Origin of the sequence: Streptomyces sp. NPDC052687 (genome assembly GCF_040678395.1) — a bacterium.
Taxonomy (GTDB): Bacteria; Actinomycetota; Actinomycetes; order Streptomycetales; family Streptomycetaceae; genus Streptomyces.
The window spans coordinates 177,095-192,469 of the sequence record NZ_JBFATR010000002.1 but is presented as its reverse complement, the minus strand read 5'-3'; the positions used below and the strand labels follow the sequence as shown (position 1 = coordinate 192,469).

Below are 15,375 nucleotides of genomic sequence, written 5' to 3'. Positions count from 1 at the left end.
CCTCGGGGCCCGTCATGCCGGCGTCGCCTCCATGGCCACGCGGAGGGCCGCGATGCCGCGGGAGCCGTACGCCTTCACCGAGCCGAGCGATATGCCGAGGGTCTCGGCGACCTGCGCCTCGGTCATGTCCGCGAAGTAGCGCAGCACCAGGACCTCGCGCTGGCGGCGCTGCAGGCCCTTCATCGCCTTGATGAGGTCGCGGCGCTCCAGCTGGTCGTACGCGCCCTCCTCCGCGCTCGCCATGTCCGGCATCGGCTTGGAGAGCAGCTTCAGGCCGAGGATGCGGCGGCGCAGGGTCGAGCGGGACAGGTTGACGACCGTCTGCCGCAGGTAGGCGAGCGTCTTCTCCGGGTCGCGCACGCGCTTGCGCGCGGAGTGGACGCGGATGAACGCCTCCTGGACCACGTCCTCGCAGGAGGCGGTGTCGTCGAGCAGAAGGGCGGCGAGTCCCAGCAGCGAGCGGTAGTGCGCGCGATAGGTCTCGGTCAGATGGTCGACGGTGGTGCCGGTGGCCACCGTCTCGTCGGTGTGTTCGGCGCCGTCACGCTGGCTGGGTATGCGGGCGGGCCGCGCTGCGGGCATGGGCGCGATCACCGGCATGCCGCCGGACGCGCCGGGCATGCGGGTGCGCTGCGGCCGACGGGCCGGCCGGAGGGCCGTGCCGCGCGTCGCCGCGGGAAAGTCGAGAACCTCTGCCACGCCAGTTGGACGTGTTCACCCCCGTGAGGGTTGTACGTGCCGAGCGTCACGTTCGCTCTCGCGCCAGGCAGCACAGCCGATGGTGCCCCGAATGCCCTCATGCGTCCCGCTCTTCCCCTATGTTCCATGCGAACGACGCGTCCCCACGCCTCGTCCGCGGCGTCCCCACACCCCGGAAGGGTGACCGCATAGACGCTCCCCGCCCTCCGCGTGGTTGCGGAAGACGGGGAGGAATTCTCTTACGTTGATCCTACAAACAGTTCACGTCACCGCCGCGAGATTTTCCGTGAGCGGAAGCTCTCACGAAAACTCGGCCGCCACCAGTTCGGCGATCTGCGCGGTGTTCAGCGCGGCGCCCTTGCGCAGGTTGTCCGCGCAGACGAACAGCTCCAGCGCCGTCGGGTCGTCCAGCGCCCGGCGCACCCGGCCGACCCAGGTCGGATCGGTGCCCACCACGTCGGCGGGCGTCGGGAACTCCCCGGTGGCCGGGTTGTCGTAGAGGACCACGCCCGGCGCGGTGGCCAGGATCTCGCGGGCCCGGTCGACGGTGACCTCGTTCTCGAAGCCCGCGTGGACGGTGAGCGCGTGGCCGGTGACCACCGGCACCCGCACACAGGTCACCGCGACCGGCAGCCGCGGCAGCCCGAGGATCTTGCGGGTCTCGTCGCGCAGGGCCATCTCCTCGGAGGACCAGCCGTCCGCGCGCGGCTCGCCCGCCCATGGCACCACGTTCAGCGCCACCGGCTCCGGGAACGGCCCGGTCCGGTCGCCGACCGCGCGGCGCAAGTCGCCGGGCCCGGTGCCCAGCTCCGTGCCGGCCACCAGCTGCAGCTGCTCGCGCAGCGCCCGCACCCCGGCCCGGCCGGCCCCGCTGACCGCCTGGTACGACGACACGGTCAGCTCGCGCAGCCCGAACTCGGCGTGCAGCGCGCCCAGCGCGACGATCATGGAGAGGGTGGTGCAGTGCGGGCCGGCCACGATCCCGCGCGGCCGGACGCGCACCGCGTGCGGGTTGACCTCGGGGACCACCAGCGGCACCTCCGGGTCCATCCGGAAGACGGCGGAGTCGTCGACGACGACCACGCCCTTGGCCGCGGCGATCGGCGCCCACCGCGCGGAGACCTCGTCCGGTACGTCGAACATGGCGATGTCGACCCCGTCGAAGGCCTCCTCCGACAGGGCCACGACCTCGACCTCCACGCCGCGCACGGCCAGCTTGCGGCCGGCCGAGCGCGGCGAGGCGACGAGTCGGATCTCGCCCCAGATGTCCGCGTGCTGGGACAGGATCCGGAGCATGACCTCACCGACGACCCCGGTCGCTCCCACGACCGCGAGCGCCGGCCCGGGTCCTGGCGTCACCTCTCCGCCTGCCGCGCGTGCCAGGCGTCGCGCGGCCCACCCTCCGGGCGGACGGCGGAAAGGTGACGCCAGGACCTCGTCATCGTCCGGTGCCTCCGTAGACGACGGCCTCGTCGCTGTCCGAGTCCAGTCCGAAGGCGGTGTGCACGGCGCGGACGGCCTCGGGCACGTCGTCCTTGCGGGTGACCACCGAGATGCGGATCTCGGAGGTCGAGATCAGCTCGATGTTCACGCCCGCGTCGCTGAGCGCCTCGAAGAACGCGGCCGTCACGCCCGGGTTGGTCTTCATCCCCGCGCCGACCAGGGAGATCTTGCCGATCTGGTCGTCGTAGCGCAGCGAGTCGAAGCCGATGCCGGAGCGGTTCTTCTCCAGCGCGTCCATGGCCTTGCGGCCCTCGGTCTTCGGGAGCGTGAAGGAGATGTCCGTCAGGCCGGTCGACGCGGCGGACACGTTCTGCACGACCATGTCGATGTTGATCTCGGCATCGGCGATCGTGCGGAAGATGGCGGCGGCCTCACCCGGCTTGTCGGGCACGCCGACGACCGTGATCTTGGCCTCGGAGGTGTCGTGCGCGACACCGGAGATGATGGCCTGCTCCACCTGCTTGTCCCCTTGGTTGATCGGCTCGCTGCTGACCCACGTGCCCTGCAGTCCGCTGAAGCTGGACCGGACGTGGATCGGGATGTTGTAACGACGGGCGTACTCCACACACCGGTGGAGCAGCACCTTCGACCCTGACGAGGCCAGCTCGAGCATGTCCTCGAACGAGATCCAGTCGATCTTCCGGGCCTTCTTCACCACCCGCGGGTCGGCGGTGAACACGCCGTCGACGTCGGTGTAGATCTCGCACACCTCGGCGTCGAGCGCCGCGGCGAGCGCGACGGCCGTGGTGTCGGAACCGCCGCGGCCGAGGGTGGTGATGTCCTTGGTGTCCTGGCTGACGCCCTGGAACCCGGCGACGATGGCGATGTTGCCCTCGTCCAGCGAGTCCCGGATACGGCCCGGCGTGACATCGATGATCCGCGCTTTGTTGTGGACCGAGTCGGTGATGACACCTGCCTGGCTTCCGGTGAAGCTCTGGGCGGAGTGACCCAGGTTTTTGATCGCCATCGCCAGCAGGGCCATGGAGATCCGCTCTCCGGCGGTCAGCAGCATGTCGAGCTCGCGCCCGGCAGGGATCGGGGAAACCTGCTCGGCGAGATCGATCAGCTCGTCCGTCGTGTCGCCCATCGCGGAAACCACGGCCACCACCTGGTGGCCGTTCTTCTTGGCTTCCACGATCCGCTTGGCGACGCGCTTGATGCCTTCGGCATCGGCTACGGAGGAGCCTCCGTACTTCTGCACGACAAGGCCCACGTGCGCTCCTCGCTCGATGTGTGTTCTTTCCGCACATACGACGGTGTACTGCGGGTCGGCTCAGTCTATCGAGCGTCCGAATTCCACCCCTGCGGTATCGCATCGTGAGATGTCCCCGGCCGCCCGTGACCAGGAGGCTCCTGCCCAGGGGGCTTCGCCGCCACGCGGGAATGTGCCCTGTGTCACTCGCGCCGAGGGGCCCGGCGGGCGAGCGGCCGGGAGGGTGTCCCCTAGCTCCTGGCGGGCCCCAGACCCAGCGGGCCCAGGATCTCCCGCTCCATGACCTTGCCCGCCTCGATCTCCAGGGTGTCGTCGCCGATGCCCTGGTCGGTGTCCAGGCCGTCCAGTTCCTCCAGGGGCTGGTTCAGGCGGACGTGGGCGACCACGGACTGCAGGGCCCGCAGGGTCGCGGAGGCCGTCGCGCCCCAGTTGGAGAAGTAGGAGAACTGCCACCACCACAGGGCCTCCGTGGTGCGGCCCGCGCGGTAGTGGGCCATGCCGTGGCGCAGGTCGGTGATGACGTCCGTGAGGTCGTCGGAGATCCGGGCCGGGACCGGGGCCTTGCGCGGCTCGTAGGGGTCGAAGACCTCGGAGTAGACGTCGATCGGCTCCAGCAGGCGGGCCAGGTTCTCGCGCAGTTCGTCCACGTCCGGCTCCGGGCCCGGGTCGGGCTCGTAGCGCTCGTCGGGGACGATGTCCTCGTGCGCGCCGAGGCGGCCGCCGGCGAGCAGCAGCTGGGAGACCTCCAGGAGGAGGAAGGGGACCGCCGAGTCCGGTTCGTCGCCCTTCGCGACCTCCGTGACGGCCACCAGGAAACTTTCGATCTGGTCCGCGATCTGGACCGCGAAGTCGTCCGGGTCCTGCGTCGTGGAGTGCAGCGTGGCGTCAGACATCTAGGAGTCGTCTCCCCTCGAAGGCGCGGCCGAGGGTCACCTCGTCCGCGTATTCCAGGTCGCCACCCACCGGGAGGCCGCTGGCCAGGCGGGTGACCTTGAGGCCCATGGGCTTGATCATGCGGGCGAGGTACGTGGCCGTGGCCTCACCCTCCAGGTTCGGGTCGGTGGCCAGGATCAGCTCCGTGACCGTCCCGTCGGCCAACCGCGCGAGAAGTTCCCGTATACGCAGGTCGTCGGGGCCGACACCCTCGATGGGGCTGATCGCCCCGCCCAGCACGTGGTAGCGACCGCGGAACTCGCGGGTGCGCTCGATGGCCACGACGTCCTTGGGTTCCTCGACGACGCAGATCACCGAGGGGTCGCGGCGCTGATCGCGGCAGATACCGCACTGTTCCTCCTGCGCGACGTTGCCGCACACCGCGCAGAAGCGGACCTTCGCCTTCACCTCCAGCAGCGCCTGGGCGAGGCGGCGGACGTCCGTCGGCTCCGCCTGGAGGACGTGGAACGCGATCCGCTGGGCGCTCTTGGGACCCACGCCGGGCAGCCGACCCAGCTCGTCGATGAGGTCCTGGACCACGCCTTCGTACAACGGACTGCCGTCCTTCCTCGGGTGCCTTCACTACGTACGGTAGATGCCCCGTCCCCGGCTTCGTAAGGCAGGGCCGGAGAGCGGGACGTCAGAAGGGCAGGCCCGGGATGCCGCCGCCGCCCAGGCCCTGGGCGAGCGGGCCGAGCTTCTGCTGCTGCAGGGTCTGCGCGTTCTCGTTGGCCGCGTGGACGGCCGCGACGATCAAATCGGCGAGGGTCTCGGTGTCCTCCGGGTCCACCGCCTTCGGGTCGATGACCAGGCCGCGCAGTTCACCGGCGCCGGTCACCGTGGCCTTCACCAGGCCGCCACCCGCCTGCCCGTCGACCTCCGTGTTCGCCAGCTCCTCCTGGGCGCGGGCCAGGTCCTGCTGCATCTTCTGGGCCTGCTGGAGCAGCTGCTGCATGTTGGGCTGGCCACCACCGGGAATCACGATCAGCTCCTGTTTTCGTATGGCTTACTCCACCAGCCACGAGCCTACGTGGTCCGCGCGGTCGTCGCCCCGGCACTCTTTCGAGTGAGTTGCCTTCGTGGCGTATACCTGATCAAGGCCCCCGTCCGGGCGGAAAAGCGATGAAAGGGTCTCTCTCGCCACCCATTGGGCGGTAGGAAGGGTCCGGCACGTCAGCAACCGTCGTCAGCTTCCGTCATCAGCGTCAGGCGTCACGCAGAGTCGGTGCGCAGGTCAGTGCGCAGAGTCAGTAGGGAGTGCCGGGTGGGTCAGCCGGAGATGCAGCCCGAGGGTCCGCCTCAGGACGGGCGCGGCGAGGGGGCGGCCGGGCTGCGGCCGGGCGACCTGGCCGGGCGGGCGTTTCCGCTCGGGGACTGGGCGGAGCCCGCGCAGCGCCTGGACGAGCTGTACCGGTGGGTGGAGCGCGGCGCACTCGACACGGCTGCCTGGTATCTCGCCGACCGGGTGTGGAAGCGGCGCGGGGCGCGGACGCTGCGCACCGGCGCGGCGGCGGGCGCGGTGGCGGGGGCCTCGCTGCCGCTGCTGGATCTGACCGGGGTGATCGGCGGGGTCGCCCCCTGGGGGTATCTGGCGCTGCTGATGTCCGTGGCGTGCGTGGGCGTGGACCGGTTCTTCGGGGTGACCTCGGGGTGGATGAGGGACGTGGCGACCGCGCAGGCCGTGCAGCGCAGACTGCAGGCCCTGCAGTTCGACTGGGCGTCGGAGAGCGTGCGGGAGGTGCTGGGCCCGGCGGAGGGGACGGCGAGCGAGGCGGCGGAGCGGTGCCTGGGGGTGCTGCGGCGGTTCTGTGAGGACGTCACCGAGCTGGTGCGCACCGAGACCGCCGACTGGATGGTGGAGTTCCGCACCGGCTCTGCGCCGCTGGGCATCCAGGCGGCGGTCGCGTCCGGGCCGCGCGTGGACCAGACGGGCACCCACAGCCGGTTTCCGCTGCCGCCCGGACCGGCCCGGCCGAACATGCCCCGCCAGCGTCCGCCCGAGCCGCGCTGAGCCGTCCCCGCGCGGCCGGCGTCCTCACTGGCGGGTGTACGTCAGTTTCTCCCCCGTGCTCGTGTTCAGGCGCTGGAGCGTGTCCTGGGACAGCAGGGTGATCTCGGTGGCCTCGCCGGGGCTGCACGAGGAGCGCGGTTCGCCGACCGTCACCGTGGACGGCCCGATCCGCAGCGGCCCCTGACCGGCCGGCGCGGCGGTCAGCTCCGCCTCGAACACGCAGTGGTAGTCGGCGCCGTCCGCGGTGAGCGACATGACCGTGTCGCCCGGCTCGCCCTGCTGGATGGTCAGCCGGCGGGTGTGGGTCCCGTCCGCGTTCTCGATCGTCGTGGCCCAGGTGCCCAGGTACGCGGCCGGGACCGCGCCGTCCTCCCGGGCGGAGGCGGACACCGACGGTGACGGGGAGGGCGTGGGCCGGCCGGAGCCGGTGGGTTCGCCGCCGGTCGGCTCGGCGGACGAGGTGGGGCTCGGCGACGGGGAGGCCTTCGTGTCTCCCCCGCCGTTCATCAGCGCGTACACCGTCCCGCCCGCCGCCAGCGCGACCACCACGGCCACGGCGACGAGCAGCGCGGTGGCCTTCCCGTTCCTGCGGGGCGGCGGCGCCGGGTGCGGGGCGGCGGCGGCCGGTGGCGGAGCCTGGCCGCCTCCGCCGTACGGCCCGGCGGCGGACGCGGGCTGCACGCCGTACGGCGGCGGCGGGTAGCCCTGGCCCGCATCCTGCGGGGGGTGTCCGTATCCCTGCGGGGGGTGTCCGTATCCCTGCGGGACGGACCCGCCGTAGGCGTGCTGCGGGGTGCCCGACGGCGGGTGGGGATAGCCGTACGGCTGGTGAGGCGGGGTGCCCGGGGGCAGTGGGGCGGCGGCGGGGGCCGGTGAGGTGGGGTGGGCGCCGTGGGCCGGGGGTGTGGGCGGTGCGGCGGGGGCGGCCGGGTGCGCGGGCGGTGGCGTGGCCGGGGCCGCGGGGTGGCCCGCGGTGAGCCTGGGGAAGTGGTCCGGCGGCACGGGGCCGCCCGAGGCGTCTGCCGTCGGCGCCGTCGGGGTGCCAGGGGTGCCGGAGGTTCCGGGGGTGTGGGTCGCACCGGGGGCGCCCGGTGCGTGAGGGCCGGATCCGCCGGGTGTGCCCGGTGCCCCAGAACGAGCCGGTCCGCCTGCGGCGGCGGGTGCGGCGGAACCGTCCTGGGCGCCGGGCCCGCCGGTCCCGGTAAGCGTGGTGGGCGCGGTGGGCGCGGCTGGTACGCCACCCCCGGCCGGCGAGGTGGGCGCGGCGGGTACGGCACCCCCGGCAGGTGCGGCGGGTACGGCACCCCCAGCAGGTGCGGCAGGTGCGGCAGGTGCGGCAGGTGCGGCAGATCCGGCAGCACCGCCCGTCCCACCACGGGCCCCGGCCTGTCCCCCGGCCCCGCCGGGTGCCTGAGCGGCCGGGACTCCCGTGCCGGGCGTGGTCCCCTCCGGGTTCTCCGTCTCCAGGAGTCGGACCGCGTGGCGGCCCAGCTGGGCGACCAGGGGGCTGGGGAGCCAGGGGTCGAGGGTGCGGCCGGCGGTGACGGTGTGTTCCGCGCCGGTGTGGTCGAGGATGTCGTCGAGGGTGGGTCGGGCCGCGGGGTCCTTGCGGAGGCAGGCGCGGACGAGGTCGGCGATGCCCTCGGGGACCCCGTCCAGGTTCGGTTCCTCCTGGGCGATGCGGAACATCAGGGCGGGTATGCCGCTGTCGGCGCTGCCGAAGGGGAGGGCGCCGGTGGCCGCGTGGACGAGGACCGAGCCGAGGCAGAAGATGTCGCAGGCGGGCGTGATGGCCTCGCCGCGCACCTGCTCCGGGGCCATGAAGCCGGGCGAGCCCACGAGGACGCCGGTGCTGGTCAGTCCCGCCTCGGTGACGGTCTCCAGCGCGCGGGCGATGCCGAAGTCGATGACGCGGGGGCCGTCGATGGTCACGAGGACGTTCGACGGCTTGAGGTCGCGGTGGACGATCCCGGCGGCGTGGATGTCCTTCAGCGCGTGGGCGAGTCCGGCCGCGAGGACGCGGACCGAGCGCTCGGGCAGCGGCCCGTGGTCGTGGCCGACGACCCGCTGGAGGCTGGGTCCGGCGACGTACCCGGTGGCGACCCACGGCACGGCGGCCTCGGTGTCGGCGTCGAGGACGGGTGCCGTCCAGTGACCGCCGACCCGCCGCGCGGCCCGCACCTCCTGCCGGAACCGCGCCCGGAACTCCTCGCGCGCGGCCAGCTCCTCGCGGACCAGCTTCACGGCGGCGGTCCGTCCCCGGTCCGACCGGGCCAGGTAGACCTGCCCCATTCCCCCGGCACCGAGCCGCCCCAGCAGCCGGTACGCGCCGACGTGCCGCGGGTCCCCGGGCTCCAGCCTCTCCATCCCCACCGCCTCCCCCCAGGTGAGCAACAGGCCGAGGATAGTGCGGCCGTGCGGGGAGTCGTACGCCGTGCCCTCTACGGTTCCGTAACAGGCGCGGCCGGCGGCCCCAGTTCGTCCAGCGCCTTCGACAGCAGTTCCAGTGCCTCGACGGCGGCGGCGAGTCCCGCCTCGCCCAGGGCGTCGGCGAGCCGGTCGGCGTAGGCGGCGTGCCCGGGGTCGATGCGGGCGATCGCGGCGCGGCCCTCCCCGGTGGGGGCGAGGAGTTTGGCGCGGCGGTGGGCCGGGTTGGGGCGGTACTCGGCGAGGCCCCGTTCGACCAGCAGGTCGGCGATGCGCTGGACACTCTGCCGGGTGATGCCCATGGCGCGGGCGACGCCGGCCACGGGCAGCGGTTCGCGCAGCACCGCGCCCAGCACCTGCCACCACGCCGCGGTCAGCCCGGCGGGCCGGGCCAGTTCCTCGGCGACGGTGAGGAACTGGCCGTTCAGCCGGAACACGCCGATCGCGCTCCGGCTGAACAGGTCCTGGCGCGCGCGGCTCACAGCGCCCCCGCCTTCTCCAGGACGGCGTACGCCTCGGTGTCGGAGTCGTGGAAGAGGCGGTACCAGGCGTCCAGCACCTCGCCCTCGTACACCCCGAGCAGGCCCAGGATCTCGCGGGCGAAGGCGACCGGCTCGGTGGGGCCGGCGGTGATCAGTCCCCGGTCGGTGACCGCGTCGGCGTCGACGTACCGCTCGCCGCCCCGGTAGCCGGTGGCGGCCAGGTAGAAGGAGACGGCGCTGGTGTGGGCGCGGTCGTCGAGCAGGCCCTCGCGGGCGAGTCCGGCGGTGGCGCCGCAGATGGCGGCGACGGGGACGCCCGCGGCGAGGAACTCGCGGGCCGTGCGGGCGAAGGGCGCGAGGTCGTCGCCCGTGTCCCACAGGTCGGCGCCCGGCAGGATCAGCAGCGCGCTGTCCTCGGGCCGCAGGCCGGCCAGGGCGAGGTCGGGCCGGACGCGCAGGCCGCCGAGGGTGCGCACGGGGTCCGTGGTGGGGCCGACCGTGCGGACCTCGTGGCCCGCGCGGGCGAGGTGGGCGGTGGCGTGGCCGGGCTCCCAGTCGGCGAGGGTGTCGTAGACGGCGAGGTGGACGGGCTTGCGGTGCGTGGTGCCGGTGCCCGTGGTGTCCGTGCTCATGGCTCCTCCTCCGGTGGGATCCCGTACGGGATTCCCTATGACAGCAGGCTGTCATTTCGACAGCTTGCTGTCAATAGATCGAGGGTGCCGGGGCCCGTCCTCCGTCGACAACCTGTCGCGGAAAGGCCGTGACCACAGACAGGACGCCGATACCGCGTCCGCACGGCGGACATCTACGCTCGGCCGCATGACCCCTCATCCCGTTCCCGACGCCCGGGCCGGCGCCGCCGTGAAGGCCGCGGACCGCGCGCACGTCTTCCACTCCTGGTCCGCGCAGGAGCTCATCGACCCGCTCGCCGTCGCCGGCGCCGAGGGGTCGTACTTCTGGGACTACGACGGCAAGCGCTACCTGGACTTCACCAGCGGCCTCGTCTACACGAACATCGGCTACCAGCACCCCAAGGTCGTCGCCGCGATCCAGGAGCAGGCGGCGAAGATGACCACCTTCGCGCCCGCGTTCGCCGTCGAGGCGCGCTCGGAGGCCGCCCGGCTGATCGCCGAGCGCACCCCCGGCGACCTGGACAAGATCTTCTTCACCAACGGCGGTGCCGACGCCGTCGAGCACGCGGTGCGCATGGCCCGGCTGCACACCGGCCGGCCCAAGGTGCTCTCCGCCTACCGCTCGTACCACGGCGGCACCCAGCAGGCGGTCAACGTCACCGGCGACCCGCGCCGCTGGGCCAGCGACAGCGCGACCGCCGGGGTCGTGCACTTCTGGGCGCCCTTCCTCTACCGCTCCCGGTTCTACGCCGAGACCGAGGAGCAGGAGTGCGCGCGGGCGCTGGAGCACCTGGAGACGACGATCGCCTTCGAGGGGCCGCAGACGATCGCCGCGATCGTCCTGGAGACCATCCCGGGCACGGCCGGGATCATGGTGCCGCCGCCCGGCTACCTCGCCGGGGTGCGCGAGATCTGCGACAAGTACGGCATCGTCCTCGTCCTCGACGAGGTCATGGCGGGCTTCGGGCGCACCGGTGAGTGGTTCGCCGCCGACCTGTTCGGCGTCACCCCCGACCTGATGACCTTCGCCAAGGGCGTGAACAGCGGCTACGTCCCGCTGGGCGGCGTCGCGATCTCCGGCGCCATCGCGGAGACCTTCGCCAAGCGCCCCTACCCGGGCGGGCTCACCTACTCCGGGCACCCCCTCGCCTGCGCCGCCGCCGTCGCCACGATCAACGTGATGGCGGAGGAGGGCGTGGTCGAGCACGCGGCGCGGCTCGGCGCCGAGGTCGTGGAGCCGGGGCTGCGGGAGCTGGCCGCTCGGCACCCGAGCGTGGGCGAGGTGCGCGGCGTCGGCATGTTCTGGGCGCTGGAGCTGGTGAAGAACCGGGAGACCCGCGAGCCGCTCGTGCCGTACAACGCGGCCGGGGAGGCGAACGCCCCGATGGCCGCGTTCGGCGCCGCCGCCAAGGCCCACGGCATCTGGCCGTTCATCAACATGAACCGCACCCATGTCGTGCCGCCGTGCAACGTCACCGAGGCCGAGCTGAAGGAAGGTCTGGCGGCGCTGGACGCGGCGCTCGCGGTGGCCGACGAGTACGTGACCGAGTAGGCGGCCCGGTGGCCGCGTGACCCGTTACCCCCGGTGGGGGGAGCGCGTAAGGTGGCGTGCTCGTGGGCACAACCGTGCCCTGCCATCCGCACGCACGAGGGAGTTCCCCCACCATGCCCGGCACCGGCGGCCACGGCGCTGTGACCCGTAGCACCCTGCGGCAGCAGATCGCGGACGCGTTGCGCGACGAGGTGCTGGCGGGGCGGCTTCAGCCGGGGCAGGAGTTCACCGTCAAGGAGATCGCCGACCAGTACGGGGTCTCGGCGACCCCGGTGCGCGAGGCGCTGGTCGACCTGTCGGCGCAGGGCCTGCTGGAGGCCGACCAGCACCGCGGCTTCCATGTCCGCGAGTACTCCGTCGAGGACTTCCGCGGTCTGGTCGAGGCCCGCAGCCTGGTCACCGACGGCATGTTCCAGGCGCTCGGCGAGGGCCACCGCGGCTTCCGTGACCCCGACGACCCGCGCACCGCGACCGCGCTCGCCGGGGTGCGGCGGCGCGGCGAGGAGGCCCAGCGCGCCGCCACCGCCGGGGACCTCACCGTCCTCATCGGCTACGACCTGCGCTTCTGGCGCGAGCTGAGCGGCCTGTTCGGCAACCCCTACCTCGCCGACTTCCTGCACCGGCTGCGCGTGCAGTCCTGGGTGTGCGCCGTGCAGCATCTGCGCCGGCTGACCGATCTGCGCGGGCAGCTGTGGGCCGGGCACACCGAACTGGTGGACGCTCTGGCGCGCCGCGACACCGACACCGCGCGGGCGCTCATCGCCGCGTACAACACGCACGCGCTGACGCTGATCGAACGGCTGGCGGGCGACTGACGCTCAACTGACGGACGGCCGGCGGACGGCGGCGGCCCGCCCGCGGGCTGCGGTGGCCGGCTGACGCTCGACCGACGGGCGGTCGGCGGCCGTTGTGGGTATGGGACCGGTACGAGAGGGGACCGGTACGGGTGGGGACCCGCGCGGCCCCCACCGATTACGCTTCCCTGACCACCTGCGCGCTCGTACCCGAGGAGCCCTCTTTGGCCTGTGACCTGTGGCTGGTCCCGCTCGTCGACGTGTTGTGCCACACACCGGACAACCCCTTCGCCGAGGAACTCGCGCAATACAACCAGGCGCTCGCCGCGGCCGGGCTGCCGCCGGTGCCGGTGTACCAGTACATGCCGGGCCTGTCCGGCGAGGTCGCCCCGGTCGCCGGGTTCGACTACGACGCGCTGCACTTCCTGCGCCGGGCCTATCTGCTCCAGGTCTGCGGGCTGCCCGTCACCCCGGTCGACGAACTGGGCGGCGACTACGAGCAGTTGCTGGAGATGTTCGAGTCGACGGCCCAGCAGTCCCACCTGGTCTGGCACTACGACCACGCGGGCGCCTACGTTCCCGTCGACTTCCCGCACCCCCTGTCCAACGACGACCTCCTCGCGGGTGGCGGTCCGCTGGGCTCCTCGCAGACGCTGCTGCGCGAGCTGGAGTTCGTCGCCCCCGCCCTCGGCATCGACCCGGCCAACCCCCCGGCGGCCCCGCAACCGCCGCTCGGGCCGACCGAGTTGGAGGAGCCCGCCGTCCCGGCGCCGTACGATCCGAGCCCGTTCGCCCGCGAGCGGCACGTCTGGCTGGGGCTGCACGCGGCGGCGACGCGGAGTCTGGCGCAGGGGTCGATGATCGTCTTCAGCTGAGCCGGGGCCCCGGCCCCGGGGACCCCCTCCTCAGTCGCACGACGGGCGGTGGTCCAGGTGCGGGAACAGCGCCCCCCAGCGGTCCTGGGACAGGCTGACGGGCTGTGCGCGGCACATGGCCTCGTAGAGGCGATCGGTGTCGTAGTCGAGGATGTACGTCCGCTTCTCGTTGGTCCAGCCTGCCGCGTCGATCTCGACGGTGACGGCCAGCCAGCTCCCGTCCGCGGGCAGCCGGACGGAATCCGCACCCTCCAGGGTGGCGAACTCCGGGGTCACCCAGCCGCCGTCACGGCCCAGGGACCAGATGCGATAGGGGGCACTGGTGATGGCGTGGCGGCCGTCGGGGATGAGGTCGAGGGACTTGATGGCCCGGTCGAGACGTACGGTCTCGTGCTCCTTCGCCGGCTTGCCCGGATCGGACACGTCCCAGAACTCGATCGCCCCGTCGGTGACCGCGGACGCGAGCCGGTCCTTCCCGGCGGGGAAGTAGCTGCCGGGAGCGGCCGGGAGCGTGGCTCCCTTCTTGGGACGTGCGGGCTGGGAGAGGTCGTACAGCCGGATCGTGTGGCCGGGCTCCTCCGTGATGAGCAGCTCGGACACGTCGTCGTAGAGGGCGCTTTCGCTCAACGCCGCGTCCTCGATCACGGCGCCCTTGCGCGGACGGCGGGGGTCGGACACGTCCCAGAGCCGCAGGTGCCATCCGTCCTCGACGGTCACGACCGTGTGCGGGCCCGCGAACCACAGGCTTCCCGTCTCCAAGGGACCGCCGTCCGCCCGCGCGGGGATGTCGGCCCGGTGTACGGGCTTCGCGGGATCGCTGATGTCCCACAGGGCGATTGGCCCGCTCCTGCGGTGAGCCCACGGTCAGCAGCCGGTTGTCGGGGCTGACGGCGAAGTGCGGGACACTGGCGGTGAACCGGATGCCCGGGCTCCTGCGGGGCGGGCCCTCGGCACCGAACCGCCAGAGCTGCAGGGTGTGGTCCAGTCCTCCCGCCCAGTGGTGGGCCAGCAGGACCGGGTCGCCGTCCCGGCCGGTCAGGAACCAGTTCGCCTCCCAGTCCTCCGGCAGGGTGTGGCGCGGCTTCACCGTGCCGTGGTCGCCGAGGGTCCAGATCCGGGTGGTCGCGGAGTCGTCCGGCTCCGACTCCTTGGTGATGAGCAGCCTGCCGTCGGCGCTGACGGGACTCGTGCCCCCCATCTCGTGAGGCGGCAGGTAGCCGGGCAGCGCGGGCGCCCAGGCGTGCTCGGTCCACAGCCGGATCTCGCCGCCCGCCTCGCCCGCGGCCAGATGGCGGCTGTCGGGGCTGTAGGCGACCGAATGGACCGGCTGCCCCGCGGACAGTCCGCTGAGTTCCGGCTCGATACGGGCCAGCTCGGCCGGCTCGGCCGTTGCGTCGAGCCGCCGTACCCCGACGTCGCGGTCCGCCCCCGCCAGGACCCTGCCGTCCGGGCTGAAGGCGAGCTGCGGCATGCCTCCGGAGTCGCCCCACCTGTCCCTGTAGTCCTCGGCGGGCACCCGCCGCAAGTCCCGCCGGTCCACCACGTGCCACCAGGCCGTCTTCCCGCCGCCACCGTTCGAGACGACCAGGTCGCGGCGCGGGTGGGCGGCGACGGACATGACCGAGTCGGCCCGCTCGGTGTCCCGCAGGACGGGCAGGGCGGGGTCGGTCAGGTCCCACAGCCGCACCTGGGCGGAGCGCCCGTCCGAGTCCGGCTCGTTGCCGTTGCCGGTGATCAGGTGGTGTCCGTCGCGGGTGAACGCCAGGGAGATCAGATCGGCGTCGGCCACCGTGCGCTGCGCCAGCAGCTCGGGGCGCGCCGGGTCGGAGACGTCCCACAACCGCAGCCGGCCCTTGTCGCTGCCGGACGCCAGGGTCCGGCCGTCCCCGCTGAACGCCACGCTGAACGTCGCCTCGCTCCCCTCGACCGGCACCCGCGCGAGCCGCTCGGGCCGGTGCGGGTCGGCGGTGTTCCACAGCGTCAGTTCCGTGGCCGACTGTGCGGCCAGCAGCGGCTCGTGGGGGTGATGGGCGAGGGCGGACGGGCCCTTCCCCCGGAAGCGGCCACCCTCGACCGGCCGCCCGGGATCGGCCAGGTCCCACAGCTGCACCCGGCCACTGCTCGGGCGGGTCAGGTCGCGCAGCGCGGCGAGCGCCCGGTGGCGCACGGCGCGGGGGGGCGTGTGCGCCACCGGGGCACGGACGGGCGTACCGCGTACGGCGGCCGGGTCAGTCGTCCAGGGCGGCGCTCGCGC

General features: G+C 73.1%; 15 protein-coding genes and 1 pseudogene. 5 read left to right on the top strand and 11 right to left on the bottom strand.

Annotated features, from left to right (window positions below):
• Positions 1–12: 12 nt before the first annotated feature.
• The 6 genes from AB0K92_RS03810 to AB0K92_RS03785 all read right to left on the bottom strand — a co-directional run bounded on the left by AB0K92_RS03810 (position 13) and on the right by AB0K92_RS03785 (position 5,330).
• The gene (locus AB0K92_RS03810) at positions 13–621 is read right to left on the bottom strand and encodes a SigE family RNA polymerase sigma factor (RefSeq protein WP_166000839.1); all 609 of its coding nucleotides are present in this window, start codon (positions 619–621) and stop codon (positions 13–15) included.
• Between the two features lie 378 nt (positions 622–999).
• Positions 1,000–2,058, bottom strand: a complete 1,059-nt coding sequence (locus tag AB0K92_RS03805; protein ID WP_365919073.1) for an aspartate-semialdehyde dehydrogenase — start codon at positions 2,056–2,058, stop codon at positions 1,000–1,002.
• Between the two features lie 79 nt (positions 2,059–2,137).
• Positions 2,138–3,415 carry an aspartate kinase gene (locus tag AB0K92_RS03800; RefSeq protein WP_166000835.1) on the bottom strand — a complete coding sequence of 426 codons (1,278 nt, stop codon included), beginning with the start codon at positions 3,413–3,415 and terminating at the stop codon, positions 2,138–2,140.
• 230 nt (positions 3,416–3,645) lie between these two features.
• A complete protein-coding gene (locus AB0K92_RS03795) occupies positions 3,646–4,308 on the bottom strand; it encodes a DUF5063 domain-containing protein (protein WP_365919071.1) in 663 nt (220 codons plus the stop codon).
• The gene (recR, locus tag AB0K92_RS03790) at positions 4,301–4,900 is read right to left on the bottom strand and encodes a recombination mediator RecR (RefSeq protein ID WP_365919069.1); all 600 of its coding nucleotides are present in this window, start codon (positions 4,898–4,900) and stop codon (positions 4,301–4,303) included. The genes AB0K92_RS03795 and recR overlap by 8 nt, the downstream gene beginning before the upstream one ends.
• A gap of 88 nt (positions 4,901–4,988) precedes the next feature.
• Positions 4,989–5,330 (bottom strand): YbaB/EbfC family nucleoid-associated protein, encoded by a 342-nt coding sequence (locus AB0K92_RS03785; protein WP_166000830.1) that lies wholly within the window; start codon positions 5,328–5,330, stop codon positions 4,989–4,991.
• 282 nt (positions 5,331–5,612) lie between these two features.
• Between AB0K92_RS03785 and AB0K92_RS03780 the strand changes: the two genes are divergently transcribed.
• Complete coding sequence (locus AB0K92_RS03780) at positions 5,613–6,359, top strand: SLATT domain-containing protein (RefSeq protein ID WP_365919067.1); 747 nt, start codon at positions 5,613–5,615, stop codon at positions 6,357–6,359.
• Positions 6,360–6,383: 24 nt separating this feature from the next.
• Here the strand turns inward: AB0K92_RS03780 and AB0K92_RS03775 are convergent, their stop codons facing one another.
• The 3 genes from AB0K92_RS03775 to AB0K92_RS03765 form a co-directional block, all read right to left on the bottom strand.
• Positions 6,384–8,726 carry a serine/threonine-protein kinase gene (locus AB0K92_RS03775; RefSeq protein ID WP_365919399.1) on the bottom strand — a complete coding sequence of 781 codons (2,343 nt, stop codon included), beginning with the start codon at positions 8,724–8,726 and terminating at the stop codon, positions 6,384–6,386.
• 74 nt (positions 8,727–8,800) lie between these two features.
• Positions 8,801–9,268, bottom strand: coding sequence for a helix-turn-helix domain-containing protein (locus AB0K92_RS03770; RefSeq protein ID WP_365919065.1), 468 nt, complete (start codon positions 9,266–9,268; stop codon positions 8,801–8,803).
• Positions 9,265–9,900, bottom strand: a complete 636-nt coding sequence (locus AB0K92_RS03765) for a type 1 glutamine amidotransferase family protein (protein WP_365919063.1) — start codon at positions 9,898–9,900, stop codon at positions 9,265–9,267. The genes AB0K92_RS03770 and AB0K92_RS03765 overlap by 4 nt, the downstream gene beginning before the upstream one ends.
• 187 nt (positions 9,901–10,087) lie before the next feature.
• Between AB0K92_RS03765 and AB0K92_RS03760 the strand changes: the two genes are divergently transcribed.
• The 3 genes from AB0K92_RS03760 to AB0K92_RS03750 all read left to right on the top strand — a co-directional run bounded on the left by AB0K92_RS03760 (position 10,088) and on the right by AB0K92_RS03750 (position 13,121).
• The gene (locus AB0K92_RS03760) at positions 10,088–11,452 is read left to right on the top strand and encodes an aspartate aminotransferase family protein (RefSeq protein WP_365919061.1); all 1,365 of its coding nucleotides are present in this window, start codon (positions 10,088–10,090) and stop codon (positions 11,450–11,452) included.
• A 113-nt stretch (positions 11,453–11,565) separates the two neighbouring features.
• Complete coding sequence (locus tag AB0K92_RS03755) at positions 11,566–12,267, top strand: GntR family transcriptional regulator (RefSeq protein WP_365919059.1); 702 nt, start codon at positions 11,566–11,568, stop codon at positions 12,265–12,267.
• Between the two features lie 203 nt (positions 12,268–12,470).
• Complete coding sequence (locus AB0K92_RS03750; protein WP_166000818.1) at positions 12,471–13,121, top strand: hypothetical protein; 651 nt, start codon at positions 12,471–12,473, stop codon at positions 13,119–13,121.
• Between the two features lie 30 nt (positions 13,122–13,151).
• On the opposite strand, the gene AB0K92_RS03745 is transcribed toward AB0K92_RS03750, so the two are convergent.
• Positions 13,152–13,880, bottom strand: coding sequence for a WD40 repeat domain-containing protein (locus tag AB0K92_RS03745; protein ID WP_365919420.1), 729 nt, complete (start codon positions 13,878–13,880; stop codon positions 13,152–13,154).
• A 215-nt stretch (positions 13,881–14,095) separates the two neighbouring features.
• Here AB0K92_RS03745 and AB0K92_RS03740 point away from each other — a divergent pair, with 215 nt between their 5' ends.
• Positions 14,096–14,326: a hypothetical protein gene (locus AB0K92_RS03740; RefSeq protein WP_365919418.1), complete on the top strand. Its 231-nt coding sequence runs from the start codon at positions 14,096–14,098 to the stop codon at positions 14,324–14,326.
• Between the two features lie 56 nt (positions 14,327–14,382).
• Here the strand turns inward: AB0K92_RS03740 and AB0K92_RS03735 are convergent.
• Positions 14,383–15,021 (bottom strand): annotated as a pseudogene (locus AB0K92_RS03735) (hypothetical protein); the annotation flags it as partial.
• Positions 15,022–15,375 lie beyond the last annotated feature (354 nt).

Excerpts from the sequence above, each read along its gene's own strand:
- AB0K92_RS03810 (WP_166000839.1), bottom strand. The coding sequence starts at position 621 with ATGCCCGGCGCGTCCGGCGGCATGCCGGTGATCGCGCCCATGCCCGCA.
- AB0K92_RS03795 (WP_365919071.1), bottom strand. The coding sequence starts at position 4,308 with ATGTCTGACGCCACGCTGCACTCCACGACGCAGGACCCGGACGACTTC.
- AB0K92_RS03760 (WP_365919061.1), top strand. The coding sequence starts at position 10,088 with ATGACCCCTCATCCCGTTCCCGACGCCCGGGCCGGCGCCGCCGTGAAG.
- AB0K92_RS03765 (WP_365919063.1), bottom strand. The coding sequence starts at position 9,900 with ATGAGCACGGACACCACGGGCACCGGCACCACGCACCGCAAGCCCGTC.
- AB0K92_RS03755 (WP_365919059.1), top strand. The coding sequence starts at position 11,566 with ATGCCCGGCACCGGCGGCCACGGCGCTGTGACCCGTAGCACCCTGCGG.
- AB0K92_RS03775 (WP_365919399.1), bottom strand. The coding sequence starts at position 8,726 with ATGGAGAGGCTGGAGCCCGGGGACCCGCGGCACGTCGGCGCGTACCGG.